Origin of the sequence: Streptomyces sp. NPDC098789 (assembly GCF_044759975.1) — a bacterium.
Lineage (GTDB): Bacteria > Actinomycetota > Actinomycetes > Streptomycetales > Streptomycetaceae > Streptomyces.
The window spans coordinates 526293-542168 of the sequence record NZ_JBIWAJ010000001.1; the positions used below are offsets into that span (position 1 = coordinate 526293).

The following is a 15876-nucleotide window of genomic DNA, read 5'->3' on the forward strand; positions in this document are numbered from 1 at the left end:
ACACCGAAGGATGCAGTCGCGGTTCGTCACCGACGACGACGCGCGGGGGCGCGGGGGCCGAGACGCTGATGGGGAGAGCGGAAAAAGCCGGAGAAGGACAGAGAAGGTCTGTGGAAGGAGGGGCTCCCGTGTTGGTCGCCCTGGTCATCGCCTGCGAAATCGGGTTCTGGGTCCTGCTGGCCGCCGGGCTGGCGCTGCGCTACGTGGCCAAGATGCCCAGGCTCGGTGCGGCGGTGCTGCTCTGCGAGCCGCTGCTGGAACTGGTGCTGCTGGTCGCCACCGTCGTGGACCTCGGGAGGGGCGGCGAGCCGTCCTGGAGCCACGGCCTGGCCGCCCTCTACATCGGGTACACGGTCGGATTCGGCCACTACACCGTGAAGTGGCTCGACGGCCATGCGGCCCACCGCTTCGGCGGCGGCCCGAAGCCGCCCGGCGCCGGGTACGGCAAGGCCCGCGCCCGGCACGAGTGGAAGCTCTGGCTCCGCACGCTCGTGGCGGCGGCCGTCGCCCTCGGGCTGCTCCAGCTCGGGGTCTGGTACGTGGGCGACGCGGCCGCGGCCGAGCCGCTGCGCGGCTGGCAGTCCGCCGCCCTGCGGGTGGCCGGGATCCACGGGCTGATCGCCGCGAGCTACACGGTCTTCCCGCGCAGGGCCCCGGCCGCCGGTTCGGGTGCCGGTTCGGGTGCCGATCCGGGTGCTGGCTCGGGTGCCGGTTCGGACGAGGCCGGGCGGGAGCGCGCGCGAAACGGGCGTTAGTGCTGTGGCCCTTCCGGTCACAGCACTACCGGTCGCCGCCCGGTACCCACAGCACGTCCCCGACCTCCTTGTTGGCCGTCCGCGCCAGGATGAACAGGAGGTCGGAGAGCCGGTTGAGGTAGGTGGCGGTGAGCGGGTTCATCGACTCGCCGTGCGCCTCCAGGGCCGCCCAGGTGGAGCGCTCCGCGCGCCGGACCACCGTGCACGCCTGGTGCAGCAGGGCCGCGCCGGGGGTGCCGCCGGGCAGGATGAAGCTGCGCAGCTTCTCCAGCTCCTCGTTGAAGGCGTCGCAGTCCGCCTCCAGCTTGTCGACGTAGAACTGCTCCACCCGCAGCGGCGGGTACTCCGGGGCCTCCACCACCGGCGTGCACAGGTCCGCGCCCACGTCGAAGAGGTCGTTCTGCACCCGGATCAGGACCTTGACGACGCCCTCGGCGAGCGCTCCGAGCGCGATCGCCGTCCCGATGGCCGCGTTGGCCTCGTTGGCGTCGGCGTACGCGGAAATCCGCAGGTCGGTCTTGGCCGTCCGGCTCATGTCGCCGAGGGCGGTCGTGCCCTTGTCGCCGGTCCGGGTGTAGATGCGCGTGAGGTTCACCATGTGGTCAGCCTAGTTCGGGTCAACTGCGGGCCCCCGCCGTAGTGCTGGGCCGTCCCGGTGTGATGTCCGTCATCTGAGACGTGACGCGTGTTACTTCCCGGTCATCGGACCCGCCGGGCCCGCTACTCTCCGCCGGAGAGGCTACGAGACCGGGCCGACACTGGGCCGTATGGAAGAACGTGGGGTGTGAAGTGGCTGGGAAGCTCGCCGTCATCGGTGCCGGACTCATGGGTTCGGGGATCGCGCAGGTCTCCGCACAGGCGGGCTGGGACGTCGTCCTGCGCGATGTGACGGACGCCGCGCTGACCCGCGGCACCGACGGGATCAAGGCCTCGTACGACCGGTTCGTCGCGAAGGGCAAGCTGAGCGCCGAGGACGCCGAGGCCGCGCTGGCGCGCATCACCACGAGCACCGACCTCGACGCGGTCGCCGACGCCGACATCGTCGTCGAGGCCGTCTTCGAGAAGCTCGAGGTCAAGCACGAGATCTTCCGCGCGCTCGACAAGCTCGTGCGCGAGGACGCGATCCTCGCCTCCAACACCTCCGCCATCCCGATCACGAAGATCGCGGCCGTGACGGAGCGTCCGGAGCGGGTCGTGGGCGCGCACTTCTTCTCGCCGGTCCCGATGATGCAGCTGTGCGAGCTGGTGCGCGGCTACAAGACGAGCGACGAGACCCTCGCCACCACGCGCGCCTTCGCCGAGTCCGTCGGCAAGACCTGCATCGTCGTCAACCGCGACGTCGCCGGCTTCGTGACGACGCGTCTGATCTCGGCGCTCGTCGTCGAGGCCGCGAAGCTGTACGAATCGGGCGTGGCCTCGGCCGAGGACATCGACATCGCCTGCAAGCTGGGCTTCGGCCACGCCATGGGCCCGCTGGCCACGGCCGACCTGACGGGCGTGGACATCCTGCTCCACGCCACCAGCAACATCTACACGGAGTCCCAGGACGAGAAGTTCGCGCCGCCGGAGCTGATGCGGCGGATGGTGGACGCGGGGGACATTGGCCGCAAGAGCGGGCAGGGCTTCTACAAGCACTGAGCACGACCGCCGCGTGGACTCCCGTCGAGGGGGTAGGCGCGCGGCACACGCAGTCAGGGGCGACACCGTTCGAATGCCCTCACCCGTCGGGGTGAATTAGGTATCGGTTCGCTCACGGTCGGCAACTTCCCTGCCCGCGCGGCAGTCAGTTGCAGTGAGAGTTGCCGACCACGGCCCCATCGGATCACACGAACGCCGCACTGCCGGGAGCACACATGTACATCAGGGGCGACCACGCCGAACTCGCTGTCGGGGGCCGCCTCGACGTGCGCAGCGCGGCGGACGCCCGTACGGCCTTCCACACCGCGCTCGACGACGGCGCCGGAGACCTCGTGCTCGATCTGACCGGTCTCGACTCCTGGGACGCGACCGGGTTGGGGGTCATCATGGGCGCCCACCGGCGGGCCGGGCGGACCGGACGGCGGCTGGTGCTGCGTGGAGTGCCGCCGCAGATGCAGCGGTTGCTGGTGGCTACCCGGCTGCACCGGATCCTCGCGATCGAGGGCGGGCTCGAAGCGGAATCGCTTCCGCGGGTGTGAGGTGAGGGGCCGCGCCTGGGGCTGGGCCTCGTGGCGGGTGCGGGTTCAGGTTCGGGGTGGGGCGCGGTCGGGGCGGGGACGGGCACGAGTGTCTCCTCGGCTCGCGGCTGCGGGGTGGTCGGAGAAGGGGCGCGGCGGGGACCGCTCGTCCTTGCGGGGACACTCCTGCCCGTCCCCGCCCCGACCGCTCGGCCGGGTCGGGGACTGCTGCCCGTCTCCGTCTTGACCGCTCGGGTCGTGGGGACAGTCCTGCTCGTCCCCTAGCTGACTGCTCGGGTTGTGGGGACGCTTCTGTGCGTCCCGGCCTCGACCGTGCCGGGGTGGGGGGAAGGGGACGAGCGGGGGCGAATCGTAACGGTCCGGTCGTGATGGCACCCCTGAGGTTCCGGGACGGGCGATCACGGTCTAGGGTTCGGGCGAAACCGGACCAGTAGCGGCAGCGGAGTGTGCGAAGGCCGGGCGGGACGACGGCGCACGACGCGATCGGGAGACTTGGTCATGGACCGCACTCAGGGGCAGCCCACTTCGGACGATGCCACCGCTCCGGCGGCCGGGCCCGCGCGGGTCGTGCGGCTCAGCGTCGGCGAGTACGTCCTCACCGTCAATCCCGTCGACGGGAGCGAGATCGAGGCGCGGCGGCCCGGCGCCGATGCGGAGTCGGGTGCTCCGGCTCGTCGCGGCAAGGCCTCGCGGGAGGCCCTGGACGCCGCCGCACGGCCTCCCGTGCCGCCCGGGGCCCCGGCGGTCGTCCTGCCGTTGCTGGAGCGGGAGGAGGAGCGTGAGCGGCTCGCCCGGTTGCTCGGACGCGGGCGTTCCGTACGGCTCACCGGGCCCGCGGGATCGGGCCGCACCGCCCTGCTCGACGCGGTCGCCGGCGACTGCGAGGACCTCGCCCCCGACGGGGTCGTTCGCCTCTGCGGCCACCGACAGAACCCCACCGAGCTGTTGTACGCGCTCTATTCGACCGTCTACGCGCCCTCGGAGGACTTCCCCGAGCGCCCCACCCGCGCCGAACTCCTGCGCCACGTCGGCCAGATCGGCGCCGTCGTGCTGCTGGACGACCTCGACTTCGGCGGCAGCGCGCTGGAGGAACTCCTGCGCGCCACCCCCGAATGCGCCTGGCTGCTGGCCGCGACCCCGGACACCCCCGCCCCCTCGGACCGCTCCCACTTGGAAGAGGTCTTCCTCGGCGGGCTGGGCCGGGCCGCGTGCGTGGAGCTCCTCGAACTCGCCGTCGGGCGGCCGCTGACCGAGCTGGAGAGCGCCTGGGCGGGGGACCTGCGCTTCGCCTCCGAGGGGCTCGCGCTGCGCTTCGTCCAGGCGGGCGGGCTGCTGCGGCAGCGCGACGAGATGAACCGCAGCGGCGAGGACGGCGACGGGGAGGAACCGGGGGTCTTCGAGGAGCGCCCCCGCGACGTGGTGCTCGTCCCCTTGCCGACGCTCGCCGAGGGCGCCGCCCCGGCCGAGCTGCTGGTCTCGCGGATCAGCGAGTCGGCCCGGGCCGCCCTGCGGTTCGCCTGCGCGCTCGACGAGGAGATGCCGCACCCCGCGCACCTGCCCGCCCTGGTGGGGGACACCCACGCGGACGCGGCGGTGGGGGAGCTGCTGTCGTGCGGGCTGTTGACGGCGGCGGGCAGCCGCTACCGGCTGGCCGCCGGGGTGGCCCGTCAGCTCGCCGAATCGGGCTTCGGCGCCTCCGGCGAGGCGCTGACGGCGGCCCGGCACTACGCCTGGTGGACCGGCCACGCCTCGGTGACGCCGCAGCGGGTGGCGGCCGAGGGCGACGCGGTGCTCGCGGCCCTGGCGGGCGCCGACGTGGTGGCGGCGGTCCTGCTGGCCCGCACGGCCGCGCCCGCCTTCGCCGCCTCCCTGCACTGGGGCGCCTGGGAGCGGGTGCTGCGGGCCGGGTCCGAAGCCGCCCGGACGGCGGGGGAGGTGGCCGAGCAGGCCTACTTCCACCACGAACTCGGCGTCCTCGCGCTGTGCGGCGGCCGGCTGGACCGGGCCCGCGCCGAGCTGGAGACCTCCAACGGGCTGCGCGGCGCCCTCGCCGACAAGCGCGGCACGGTGGCCGGCCGCAGGGCGCTGGCCCTGGTCACGGACCGGGAGAAGGCGGGCCCGGACGGCTCGCCCCCGCTGCGCCTGGAGGCCCCCGCTCCGCCGGGGTCCGAGGCGCAGACCCAGGCGTTCCCGCTGGTGCGCGTCGCGCCGGTGCCCGCGGTGCCCCCGGCGGCCTCCTTCGAGGAGACCTTCCCGCTGGACGCGAAGCCGCCGGCCGGGCCCGTGACCGTACGCGTGCCCGTGACGCGGCCGGTGCGGGAAGCGGGACCGCAGTGGCACCGCCGCCCCGCGGCCCTGGCGGCGGGCGGTGTCCTCGCGGTGCTGGCCCTGGGTACGGCGGTGAGCTTCGCGATCTCCTCCAGCGACGCCTCCGCCCCGCAGGCTCCGGGCACCTCGCCGGTCCCGTCGTCCGCGCCCGATGCCAGCGGGAACGATCCTGCACCCGCTCCCGCGGCCCCCGGCACCTCGTCGTCCGCGCCCACCACCGCCGCGCCGTCGTCCCCGGGCGCCTCGACCCCGGCGCCCGCCGGCTCGGCCTCGACCCCGGCGCCCGGGGGCGGCCCCTCGCGCCACCCGGTCACCAGGCCCCCGTCGACCCCGGCCTCGCCCCCGGCGTCCTCCCCTCCCGGGTCCACGCCCCCGGCGTCCCCGCCCGCCTCCCCCTCGGCCTCCACCTCGCCGACCGTCCCCGTCACCCCGACGACCACCACCACGACCCAGCTCTCCCCGCCCGCCGCCACTCCCTGAGGCGGCCGGCGCGCACGCACGAGCGCCCCCTCCCGCCGTCGGCGGGAGGGGGCGCTCGGGTGCGAACCGGGGTGGAACGGGGCCGGCGCGGGGCCGGATCAGGTCAAGATCAGAAGAGCCGCAGCTTGTCGTCCTCGATGCCGCGCATCGCGTTGTAGTCGAGGATCACGCACTCCATGCCGCGGTCCGTCGCCAGCACGCGCGCCTGCGGCTTGATCTCCTGGGCCGCGTAGACGCCGCGGACCGGCGCGAGGTGCGGGTCGCGGTTCAGCAGCTCCAGGTAGCGGGTCAGCTGCTCCACGCCGTCGATCTCGCCGCGCCGCTTGATCTCGACGGCCACCGTCGCGCCCGAGGCGTCGCGGCAGAGGATGTCCACCGGCCCGATCGCCGTCATGTACTCGCGGCGGATCAGCGTGAAGCCCTCGCCGAGGGTGTCGATCCGGTCCGCCAGGAGTTCCTGGAGGTGGGCCTCGACACCGTCCTTGATCAGGCCCGGGTCCACGCCCAGCTCGTGGGAGGAGTCGTGGATGACTTCCTCCATCGTGATGATGAGCTTCTCGCCCGCCTTGTTGACGACGGTCCAGACACCCGCGTCGTCCCCGGTCCCCTCCTTGAGGGTGCAGGGCGGGGACATCCAGTTGAGCGGTTTGTACGCCCGGTCGTCCGCGTGGATCGACACACTGCCGTCGGCCTTCACGAGGATCAGACGGGGTGCCGAGGGCAGATGGGCGGTGAGCCGGCCCGCGTAATCGACGGAGCAGCGGGCAATGACGAGACGCATGGTCGGCAACGCTACTCGACGAGAAGGCCTCCACGCGATTCGCCCCCGAAAGCCCCGTTCGCCGATGGCGCGTTGTATGCGCATTCTCCTGGTGCGGTACCCACCGGGCGCCTACCGTGGTGAGCGGGAGGTCGTCGTGCGTGCACGCTGCGTCGCGGTTTCCCTTCCCTGCCCGTAAGACTCCGGTCACCAAACGGCCGGGGTCGCGAGAGGAGAACCCATGTCGCTCGACGTCTCACCGGCCCTACTTGAACAGGCCGAGCGAGGCGAGGTCGACGAAGCCGCTTTCGTCGACTGCGTCCGGACCTCCCTGCCTTTCGCGTGGGAGATGATCAGCTCGTTGGTGGCCCAACTGAAGGTTGACGGCGGCGAGTTCGCCGACAACCAGACGCCGCCGCCCACCGAGCAGGCGCGCGGTCAGCTGCTGCGCGCACTCGCGAGTGATGCGATACGAGGTGCGCTGCAGCGGCACTTCGGAGTGCGCCTCGCGTTCCAGAACTGCCACCGTGTGGCGGTGTTCCCGCTGGACTCCTCGTCGGACGACCGGCTGGCCAAGTTCACGTCCATCAGGGGCCAGCTGCTCAACCAGTCGCCGGAACTGCGGGACTGCTAGTGACGTGAGCCTTCGCTGCCGCTCCGTATCGCGGGAGGTGCGACTGATACCGGAGCGGCAGCCACAGTCCGGGCGGCCCGGGCCGGCCCGCCGCGCGGCGGGACGGTGCGGTGGGACGGCGGGCGGCCGGGCGCGGGTCAGCCCAGCAGGGGCAGGACCTCGAAGCCCAGACGGCGCACGTTCTCCTCGGTGCCCGCGAGATCGCCGCAGCCCTCCGTCATCAGGGCGAAGCGGGTGATGCCGGTGCGCTCGGAGGTGGCCGCCAGCCGGTCCGCCGCCAGCTCGGGCGTGCCGACGGGGTGCAGCTCGCACAGCAGCTCCGTGTACGCGACCGGGTCCCGCATCGCGCGGACCCGACCGTCCACCGTCACGTGCGCGTCCAACCCCTGCTTCAACCACCCGGGCATCGCCTTGAGCAGGGCCTCGCGCGCGTCCGTCGTGCGGTCCGCGAGCTGGCAGACCCCGGCGGAGACGTGCCCCGCGGCCAGCACCCGCTCGCGCGGGTGTCCGGCGGCGAGCGCCGCCTCCCGCCACAGCGCCACCATCCCCGCCTTGTCCTCGTCCCCGCTGTGCATGCCGAGCAGCATCGGCAGTAGCCGCTCCGCGGCGAGGCGCACCGACGCGGGGGAGGTGCAGGCGACGATCACTTCCGGCCCACCGCCGTCCTCGTCCGCGTCCAGGGATTCCGACGGGCGCGGTACGACGGCCACCTCGCGGAAGCCGTACCGCTCCCCGGGACCCGGGGGCACGCCCACGCTCGGCTCGGTCAGCCACCGCCGCAGCAGGTCCAGGGCCGCCGGGAAGCCGTGCTCGTACGCTTCCAGGCCGCCGCCGAACACCTCCAGGTCCACCCACGGCCCGCCCCGACCCACCCCGAGGGTGAACCTGCCGCCCGAGGTGAGGTGCAGGAGGGCGGCCTGCTCCCCGAGCGCCACCGGATGTGCGTTCGGCAGCACGCTCACCGCCGTCCCCACCCGCAGCCGCCGGGTCCGCCCCAGCAGCAGGGCCGCCAAGGTCACGGCCGAGGGGCACACCCCGTACGGAACGAAGTGGTGCTCGGCCAGCCAGACCGAGTCCAGCCCCGCCTCCTCGGCCACCTCCGCGGTCCGCACCGCCCTGTGCAGGGCCTCGCCCGACCCCTGGCCGGGGAACTGGGCCCCCAGTACAAACGCTCCTACGCGCATCGCCTTCTCCTCCTCGCGGCTGACGCGGCCTCCCCAGGTGGACCGGCTCAGTGAGACACCGTCTGTTGGCAACAACGTCTGACACGTGCCAAAGGCACGGCCTGACAGGAAAGTTATTGGGATTGTCGGGGAATCGTCTTCGGCCACCCTGCGGGTACCCCGGCCCGCTGCGCGTAGTCTGGAGAAAAGTCCTGTCCGTCCGCCTATCCGTGAGGTATACGTGTCACCGCGCCACAACCGCCCCCGAGGCGGCGAGAACCCGGCCGAGCGGCCGGACGCGGACTCGGGCCGCGGCCCGGTACCGCAGCGGTTCGGCCTGGAGCGCACGGAGGAGTACCAGGGCGAGGAGTGGAACATCCGGCACGTCGCCGGCGCGAGCGCCATGGGCAAGCGCTACCGCTGCCCCGGCTGCGACCAGGAGATCCCCTCGGGCACCCCGCACCTGGTCGCCTGGCCCGAGTACGGCGGCGTCGACGACCGCAGGCACTGGCACAAGGCCTGCTGGAACGGGAAGGACCGCCGCACCTCGCGGGTGCAGCGGTCCCGTAACGCTCCCAAGTACTGACCCGAGTACCGACCCGAGTACCGACCCGGGCCCACGGCTCACACGTCGCGGCGCCGGACCGCCAGGTACGAGGCGCTCACCGTGGCGCCGGTCACCAGGACGAGCAGGGCCAGCTGGAGCACCTTGCTCGGGAGGCTCGCGCCGTCCGTCCCGCCCGGCATGCCGAAGAGCTGCATCATCGCGACCAGGGCGTTGTAGTCGAGGACCAGCCGCCCCAGGCCCGCCGAGGCCGACCAGATGCTGAGCATCCCCCCGATCACCGGCGGCAGCGTCACCACGCCGATCATCACCGCGATCGCCCCGGCCGAGTGCCGCACCAGCGTGCCGACGGCGAGCGAGAGCACCCCGAGCAGGGTCACGTACAGGCTCACCAGCAGCCCCGAGATCCAGGCGGTGGCGTTGTCGTGCGGACCGGAGTCGGGACCGCCGTGCACCATGGCCGTCGTGATCCCGACCAGGAAGATCGAGCCGGCCAGGATGACGAAGGCGACCGCGCTGAAGACGAGGTACTTCGCGGTGAGCACCCGGTGCCGGTCGGGCGCGGCGGCGAAGGTGGTCCGGGCCAGCCCGGTGCCGTACTCGGAGGTGATCGTCAGCACCCCGAGCACGATCACCGAGAGCTGTCCGACCAGCAGGCCGAACAGCGCGGGCGCGATGTACGGCATGTTCTTGTAGTTCTCGTCGGAGGTCTGGGCCACGAAGGCCAGCCCGACGCCGACGACGGTCACGACCAGGGAGCCGAGCGTCCACATCGTGGAGCGGACCGAGACCATCTTGGTCCACTCCGAGGCCACCGCGTGGCCGAGGTGCGGGCGGGGCGTGGGCAGGGGGGCGGTGTTGCCCGCCGGGCCCGGCCGCGGTGCCCGCTGCTGCGTGCTGGTCGGCGGGGTCATCGGGAGTCCTCGGGGTTGTTCGGCACGGCCCGGGCGAGATCGGCGGGGCTGCTCGGCATCAGGAAGGACGCGGTGGCCCGGGCGGGCCCGGCCGCGGAGGCGCCGGGCGCGGGATCCGGCGCCGCGGGCCCGGTGCGCGCGGGCGCGCCCTCGGTTCCGGGGGCCGCGGGCGCGTACCAACCGTCGTGGGAGACGACCGGCGCGGCCTCCTCCTCCCAGGCGGGCACGGTCAGCGGCTCCGGTTCGAAGAGCTCGGCCCGCGGGTCGTCGGTGGAGGTGTACTCGACCGCGGCGTGGGTCATCCGCATGTAGGCCTCCTCCAGCGAGGCCTTGTGCGGCGACAGCTCCCACAGCCGTACGCCGCCCCCGTGCGCGAGGTCGGAGATGCGCGGCAGCTCCAGCCCGGCCACCCGCAGGGCGCCGTCCGGCTCCTGGAGGACGCGTCCGCCCGCCCCGGTGAGGATCTCGGCGAGGGCGCCCCGGTCGCCGGGGGCGTCGTCGGAGGTGCGGACCCGAGCGAATCCGGCCGAATTGTGCGTGATGAACTCCTGCACGCCCATGTCGGCCAGCAGCCGCCCGCGCCCGATCACGATCAGGTGGTCGGCGGTCAGGGCCATCTCGCTCATCAGGTGCGAGGAGACGAAGACGGTCCGGCCCTCGGCGGCCAGCTGCCGCATGAGGTTGCGGACCCAGAGGATCCCCTCGGGGTCGAGGCCGTTGACCGGCTCGTCGAAGAGCAGCACCTGCGGGTCGCCGAGCAGGGCCGCGGCGATCCCGAGCCGCTGGCCCATGCCGAGCGAGAAGCCCTTGGTGCGCTGGCGGGCCACGTCCTGGAGGCCGACCACCTGGAGCACCTCGTCCACCCGCTTCTCCGGGATCCCGGAGAGCTGGGCGAGGGCGAGCAGGTGGACCCGGGCCCGGCGGCCGCCGTGGACCGCCTTGGCGTCGAGCAGTGCCCCGACGTTGCGCTGTGCGTTCGCCAGCTCGCGGAAGGGAGCGCCGTTGATCGTGACGTGCCCGGCGGTGGGCCGGTCCAGGCCGAGGATCATGCGCATGGTGGTCGACTTCCCGGACCCGTTGGGCCCCAGGAAACCGGTCACGTGACCCGGCCTGACCTGGAAGGAGAGCTGGTCGACCGCGGTTTTGGCGCCGAAGCGCTTGGTCAGGCCGACTGCCTCGATCATTCCGTGTCCCTCGCCAGGCCGGCGGGATTCGCCCGCGTAAGGCTTAAGAGGATATCGAGCCTCGTACGGTTCCACCCCCGGCCGATCCCTGAGGTACCCCTGAGATGCGACCCGGGGCCGCCCCTGAGTAAGGGACGGCCCCGGGTCGTGGATCGGGTCGTGGATCGGGCCGGGGGAGCGGGCCGCGGATCAGGCGTCGCGGTGCTTGAGGACGACGTACCCGCCGAGCACGGCGGCCAGCACCCACAGCGCCATGATGCCGAAACCGCCCCAGGGGCCGTACGGCGCCGCCGCGCTGTCCATGCCGCCCGGTACCACCTGCATGACCTTGGAGCCGGCCTGGTCCGGGAAGTACTGCGCGACCTTGCGGGTCGCGCTGACCGCGCCGAGGATCGGCGAGACCAGGAAGAAGAACGGCATCAGGATGCCGAGCGAGAGCATCGAGCTGCGCAGGATGGTCGCCACGCCCATCGAGAACAGTGCGGTCAGCGTCATGTAGAGCCCGGCGCCGATGACCGCGCGCAGGACGCCCGTCTCGCCGATGCCGATGCTGTGGCTGCCCAGGATGGCCTGACCGAGGAAGAAGGACAGGAAGCTCGTCGCCAGCCCCACGATCAGGGCGAGCCCGGTGGCGGCGGTGAGCTTGGCGAGCAGGAAGTTCGCCCGGCCCGGCACGGCGGCCAGCGAGGTGCGGATCATGCCCGTGCTGTACTCGCTGCCGACGACCAGCACGCCGAAGACGATCATGGCGAGTTGACCCAAGGTCATCCCGGCGAAGCTGGCCACCGTCGGGTCGAAGGTGAGCTGCTGGGCCTGGTCCATGTCCTTGAACGTCGCGTTGAAGACCGCGCACAGGCCGGCGCTGACGCCGACGGTGACGACCAGCGCGGCGATCAGGGTCCAGATGGTGGAGGAGACCGTGCGGATCTTGGTCCACTCGGACTGGAGGACGGCGGGGAAGGAAGCCATGGTCACTTGCCGCCCTTGCGCTGCGCGTCGAAACCGGCGCCCCAGGCGGGGACGTCGGCGGGTCGGGCCGGGTTGTCACCGGGGAGCCCGGGTCCGCCGGGCGCTCCGGGGTCCGCGTGGTGCCCGGGGCCGATGGGGTGTCCGGGGGTGCCGGACGCGTGGGCGTGGTACTCGACCGAGTCGGCCGTCATGCGCATGAACGCTTCTTCCAAGGAGGCCCGTTGCGGGCTGAGTTCGTGCAGCACGATCTGGTGCTGTGCGGCGAGCTCGCCGAGCTGTTCGGAACTGGCCCCGTCGATCTCCAGCGAGCCGGTGCCCGGGACGTCGATCGCCAGGATGCCCGCCCCGTGCAGCACGTCCTTGAGCCGCTCCTGTTGCGGGGAGCGCAGGCGCACGAAACTGCGCGAGTTCTGCTGGATGAAATCGGCCATCGAGGTGTCGGCGAGCAGCCTGCCCTGGCCGATCACGATCAAATGGTCTGCGGTCAGCGCCATTTCGCTCATCAGGTGGGAAGAAACGAAGATCGTCCTTCCCTCCGAGGCCAGGCCCTTCATGAGATTGCGGATCCAGAGAATTCCCTCGGGGTCCAGACCATTGACGGGCTCGTCGAACATCAGGATTTCCGGATCACCGAGCAGCGCGGAGGCGATTCCCAGCCGCTGGCCCATGCCGAGCGAAAATCCTTTGGACTTCTTCTTCGCGACGGAGGTCAACCCGACCAGGTCGAGCACCTCGGAGACCCGGCTCGTGGGGATCCGGTTCGACTGCGCGAGGCACAGAAGGTTGTTGTAGGCGCTGCGTCCGCCGTTCATCGCTTTCGCGTCCAGCAGCGCGCCGATGTACTTCAGCGGTTCCGGCAGGTCCCGGTAGTGCTTGCCGTCGATCCTGACCGAGCCACTGGTCGGGTTGTCGAGGTCGAGCATCATGCGCATGGTCGTGGACTTGCCCGCCCCGTTGGGGCCGAGGAAGCCGGTCACCACCCCCGGTCTGACCTGGAAGCTGAGGTTGTCCACGGCGGTCTTCGCGCCGAATCGTTTGGTAAGGCCCTCAAGCTCGATCATGCGGCCACGCTAGAACGCCGCAGGGCCTTGCGCCACCTCAAAAGGTGTCACAAGGCCCTGGAACGCGGCATTTCGCTACCAGCGAGTAGCATCCGTCAGGTTCAGCCGATCGGCCTCACCCGGCGCACGCGATGCCGGCGGAGTGCGTCAGCGGCTCTGCTGGGCCGGAACGCCACGGGTGACCGGCTCGTCGTCGATCGGGGAACTGGCCGCGGCCACCGCCGCACCGGTCAGCGTCGCGAGCATCTCGCGGACGTTGGTCAGCTGCGCGTTGATGGAGTCGCGGCGGTTGGTGAGCGCCGCCAGCTCGCGCTCGGACTCGCTGCGGATGCGGTCCGCCTTGGCGTTGGCGTCGGCGACGATGTCCTCGGCCTGGCGCTGCGCGGTCTCGACGGTCTGCCGGGCGCGGCGCTCGGCGTCCGTGCGGAGCTTCTCGGCCTCCAGGCGCAGCTGCTCCGCCCGGTGCTCGATCTCGGCGAGGCGCTTCTCGGCCTTGGCCTGGCGGCCCGCCAGGTCGCGCTCGGACTGCTCGCGGCGCTTGGCCAGGTTGGTCTCGAAGTCCGCGGCGGCCTGGGCGGCCTTGGCGCGGGTCTCCTCGAAGAGCGCGTCGGCCTCCTCGCGCTTGGAGGCGGCGTCCTTCTGTGCCTCCGAACGCAGCGTGGCCGAGTCGCCCTTGGCCTTCTCGACGATGCGGACGCCCTCGTCCTCCGCCTTCGACTTGCGGTCGGCCGCGAACGACTCGGCGTCGTTGCGCACCTGCTGGGCCGCCGACTCGGCCAGCTCGCGGTGCTGCTCGGACGCGCGGCGGGCCTCCTCGCGCAGGTCCTTCGCCTCCTCCTCGGCGAGCCGCAGGATCTTCTCGACCCGGGCGCCGAGGCCGGCGTACGACGGCTCGGCGTCGTTGACCTGGGCCTGGGCGTTCTGCGTTTCGAGGTGTAGTTCCTCGATCCGCTTCTCCAGGGAGTTGATGCGGGACAGGGCGCTGTCACGGTCGGCGACGATCTTGGTAATGCGGTCGTCCACCTGACCGCGGTCGTAACCACGCCGCACGAGCTCGAAGCCGAAGGGTGAGGAAGTGTCGCTCATGAGGTTCCTGTCGAATGAGACCGATGAGGTGCTACGTGAGGTGTTAAGGGGAATCCTAGGCGCCGGAGCGGCGTGTCATCGAGTCAATCCAGGTTTGATCTGGACAATGACACCCCTTTTGAGTGGCAAGGCGACGGAATGCTTGTCACTCGTACGCCTGAACCTCCATCAGGAGCACACAATTTGTGCGCCGACTAGCCCTCTGACGTCTTCCCACCCGAACGAGTGGAACCGGCCGACGCTCCCGCCTTCACTCCGCCCGAGGCCTGACCACCGACCACGGGCTTCGCGCCACCCGAAGGCGCCTCGAATGATTCCAACGCCTCAAGCACGTCCTGGACACGGGAGATCTCGGCCTGAATGTCCTCGCGCCTGCGCACCAGGACCTCCAGCTCGCGCCGCCCCTCGTCGACCAGTTGCCCGGCCTCCGCCTGCGCCGCCGACCGGATCCCCTCGGCCTCCCTGACCAGTTCGGCCTTCTTCTGCTCCGCCTCCTTGAGCAACTGCTCGGCCTTGCGGACGGCCGCGATCCGGACCTTGCCCGCCTCGCTGCTCGCGTCCGACACCAGGGCCTTGGCCTTCGCGTCGGCCTCCTGGCCCTGCTCGGTCGCGGCCTTCACCAGCTTGTCCACGCGCTCCCCGGCCGACCGCATCTGCTCGGACGATTCCCGGCGGGCGCGCTCGTGCAGCTCCTCGACCTCGGCCTCGACCCGGCCGCGCAGCTCCTCCGCGCGCTCCCTTATGGCCGACGCGTCCGTGCGCGCGCCGACCAGCAGCTCGTCCGCGTCCGTACGGGCCTTCTCCACCGTCGAGTTGCCCTCGACGGTCGCCTCCGAGGTGATCCGCGCGGCCTCCTTGCGGGCCGCGTCGACCATCGCGTCGGCCTGCTCCTCGGCCTGCGTGGTGGCCGCCAGGGCCGCCGCCTGCGCGTCGGACGCGAGCTTGTCCGCCTCCGCCGACGCCTCGGTGATGAGCCGGTCCACCTGCTCCGCGGCCTCGCTGCGGCGCTTGTTGGCCGCCTGCCGGGCCTCGTCCAGCACCTGCTCCGACTCGGTACGGGCCTGCGTGCGCACGCGCTCCGCCTCCGCGGCCGCCTCCGCCTTGACCCGCTCCGCGCCGTCCCGGGTCCGGGTCGCGTGCTCCTGCGCCGAAGCCAGCGACTCGGACGCCTCGGCGCGCAGCCGCTCTGCCTCCGTCGCGGCCTCGCCGACCGTCCGCTCGTTGTCCTTGCGGGTCAGCTCCGTGAGGCGGGTCGCCTCCGAGGAGGCCTCGCCGATGAGCCGGTCCGCCTGCTCGGCCGCCTCGGACCGCAGTCGGCCCGCCTCGGCGCGCGCCTCGTCCAGGGTCTGCTCGGACTCCCGCTCCGCCGCGGCCGACGTCTCCGCCGCGGCGAGCGTGACCCGCTCCGCCTCGGCCGTGGCCTCGCCGATGATCCGGCCGCCCTCCGCGCGGGCGTCGTCCAGGGTCGTGGCCGCCTCGATGCGCAGCCGCTCCGCTTCCGCGGTGGCTTCGCCGATGAGGTGGTCGGCCTGTTCGGCGGCTTCGGTGCGCAGTCGGCCGGCTTCGGTGCGGGCCTCGTCGAGGGTGTTCGCGGCTTCGACGCGGGTGGCGTCCGCCGCGGCGATCGCCCCGGTGGTGAGCCGCTCGGCCTCGGCCGCCGCCTCGCCCACCGTGCGCTCGTTGGCCACGCGGGTCTCCTCGGCGAGCCGCTCCGCTTCCGCGGTGGCTTCGCCGATGAGGTGGTCGGCCTGTTCGGCGGCTTCGGTGCGCAGTCGGCCGGCTTCGGTGCGGGCCTCGTCG

At 72.3% G+C, this 15876-nt stretch carries 14 protein-coding genes and 1 pseudogene; 6 read left to right on the top strand and 9 right to left on the bottom strand.

All coding sequences use genetic code 11. From position 1 onward, the window contains the following. Nucleotides 1-128 precede the first annotated feature (128 nt). Nucleotides 129-755 (top strand): hypothetical protein, encoded by a 627-nt coding sequence (locus ACIQWR_RS02635; RefSeq protein WP_404004543.1) that lies wholly within the window; start codon nucleotides 129-131, stop codon nucleotides 753-755. A 25-nt stretch (nucleotides 756-780) separates the two neighbouring features. Here ACIQWR_RS02635 and ACIQWR_RS02640 read toward each other — a convergent pair whose 3' ends face one another. Beyond that, nucleotides 781-1353: a cob(I)yrinic acid a,c-diamide adenosyltransferase gene (locus ACIQWR_RS02640; protein ID WP_404004545.1), complete on the bottom strand. Its 573-nt coding sequence runs from the start codon at nucleotides 1351-1353 to the stop codon at nucleotides 781-783. A 191-nt stretch (nucleotides 1354-1544) separates the two neighbouring features. Here ACIQWR_RS02640 and ACIQWR_RS02645 point away from each other — a divergent pair, with 191 nt between their 5' ends. From ACIQWR_RS02645 to ACIQWR_RS02655, 3 genes are all read left to right on the top strand, one after another. Continuing rightward, complete coding sequence (locus ACIQWR_RS02645) at nucleotides 1545-2393, top strand: 3-hydroxyacyl-CoA dehydrogenase family protein (RefSeq protein WP_354382874.1); 849 nt, start codon at nucleotides 1545-1547, stop codon at nucleotides 2391-2393. Nucleotides 2394-2608: 215 nt separating this feature from the next. Beyond that, nucleotides 2609-2932 (top strand): STAS domain-containing protein, encoded by a 324-nt coding sequence (locus ACIQWR_RS02650; RefSeq protein ID WP_404004548.1) that lies wholly within the window; start codon nucleotides 2609-2611, stop codon nucleotides 2930-2932. A 498-nt stretch (nucleotides 2933-3430) separates the two neighbouring features. Beyond that, complete coding sequence (locus ACIQWR_RS02655; protein WP_404004551.1) at nucleotides 3431-5740, top strand: ATP-binding protein; 2310 nt, start codon at nucleotides 3431-3433, stop codon at nucleotides 5738-5740. A gap of 109 nt (nucleotides 5741-5849) precedes the next feature. Here the strand turns inward: ACIQWR_RS02655 and nucS are convergent, their stop codons facing one another. Beyond that, complete coding sequence (gene nucS, locus ACIQWR_RS02660; protein WP_399262768.1) at nucleotides 5850-6521, bottom strand: endonuclease NucS; 672 nt, start codon at nucleotides 6519-6521, stop codon at nucleotides 5850-5852. Nucleotides 6522-6741: 220 nt separating this feature from the next. On the opposite strand from nucS, the gene ACIQWR_RS02665 reads away from it, so the two are divergent. After that, on the top strand, nucleotides 6742-7134 hold the full coding sequence (locus ACIQWR_RS02665) for an SCO5389 family protein (RefSeq protein ID WP_404004553.1): 393 nt from the start codon (nucleotides 6742-6744) through the stop codon (nucleotides 7132-7134). A gap of 137 nt (nucleotides 7135-7271) precedes the next feature. Here the strand turns inward: ACIQWR_RS02665 and ACIQWR_RS02670 are convergent, their stop codons facing one another. Next, nucleotides 7272-8318 carry an LLM class flavin-dependent oxidoreductase gene (locus ACIQWR_RS02670; protein ID WP_385774297.1) on the bottom strand — a complete coding sequence of 349 codons (1047 nt, stop codon included), beginning with the start codon at nucleotides 8316-8318 and terminating at the stop codon, nucleotides 7272-7274. 220 nt (nucleotides 8319-8538) lie between these two features. On the opposite strand from ACIQWR_RS02670, the gene ACIQWR_RS02675 reads away from it, so the two are divergent. Continuing rightward, nucleotides 8539-8883, top strand: coding sequence for an ATP/GTP-binding protein (locus ACIQWR_RS02675; protein WP_404004557.1), 345 nt, complete (start codon nucleotides 8539-8541; stop codon nucleotides 8881-8883). Between the two features lie 38 nt (nucleotides 8884-8921). Here the strand turns inward: ACIQWR_RS02675 and ACIQWR_RS02680 are convergent, their stop codons facing one another. The 6 genes and pseudogenes from ACIQWR_RS02680 to ACIQWR_RS02705 form a co-directional block, all read right to left on the bottom strand. Then, on the bottom strand, nucleotides 8922-9776 hold the full coding sequence (locus tag ACIQWR_RS02680) for an ABC transporter permease (RefSeq protein ID WP_404004560.1): 855 nt from the start codon (nucleotides 9774-9776) through the stop codon (nucleotides 8922-8924). Continuing rightward, complete coding sequence (locus ACIQWR_RS02685) at nucleotides 9773-10960, bottom strand: ABC transporter ATP-binding protein (protein ID WP_404004562.1); 1188 nt, start codon at nucleotides 10958-10960, stop codon at nucleotides 9773-9775. Before ACIQWR_RS02685 ends, ACIQWR_RS02680 begins: the two co-directional genes overlap by 4 nt. A gap of 189 nt (nucleotides 10961-11149) precedes the next feature. Beyond that, on the bottom strand, nucleotides 11150-11929 hold the full coding sequence (locus ACIQWR_RS02690) for an ABC transporter permease (protein WP_404005026.1): 780 nt from the start codon (nucleotides 11927-11929) through the stop codon (nucleotides 11150-11152). A gap of 2 nt (nucleotides 11930-11931) precedes the next feature. Next, entirely contained in the window at nucleotides 11932-12990 is a 1059-nt protein-coding gene (locus ACIQWR_RS02695; RefSeq protein ID WP_404004565.1) for an ABC transporter ATP-binding protein, read from the bottom strand. Nucleotides 12991-13137: 147 nt separating this feature from the next. Further along, nucleotides 13138-14076 carry a cellulose-binding protein gene (locus ACIQWR_RS02700; protein WP_404004568.1) on the bottom strand — a complete coding sequence of 313 codons (939 nt, stop codon included), beginning with the start codon at nucleotides 14074-14076 and terminating at the stop codon, nucleotides 13138-13140. Nucleotides 14077-14270: 194 nt separating this feature from the next. Further along, nucleotides 14271-15876: pseudogene (locus ACIQWR_RS02705) on the bottom strand (hypothetical protein); the annotation flags it as partial.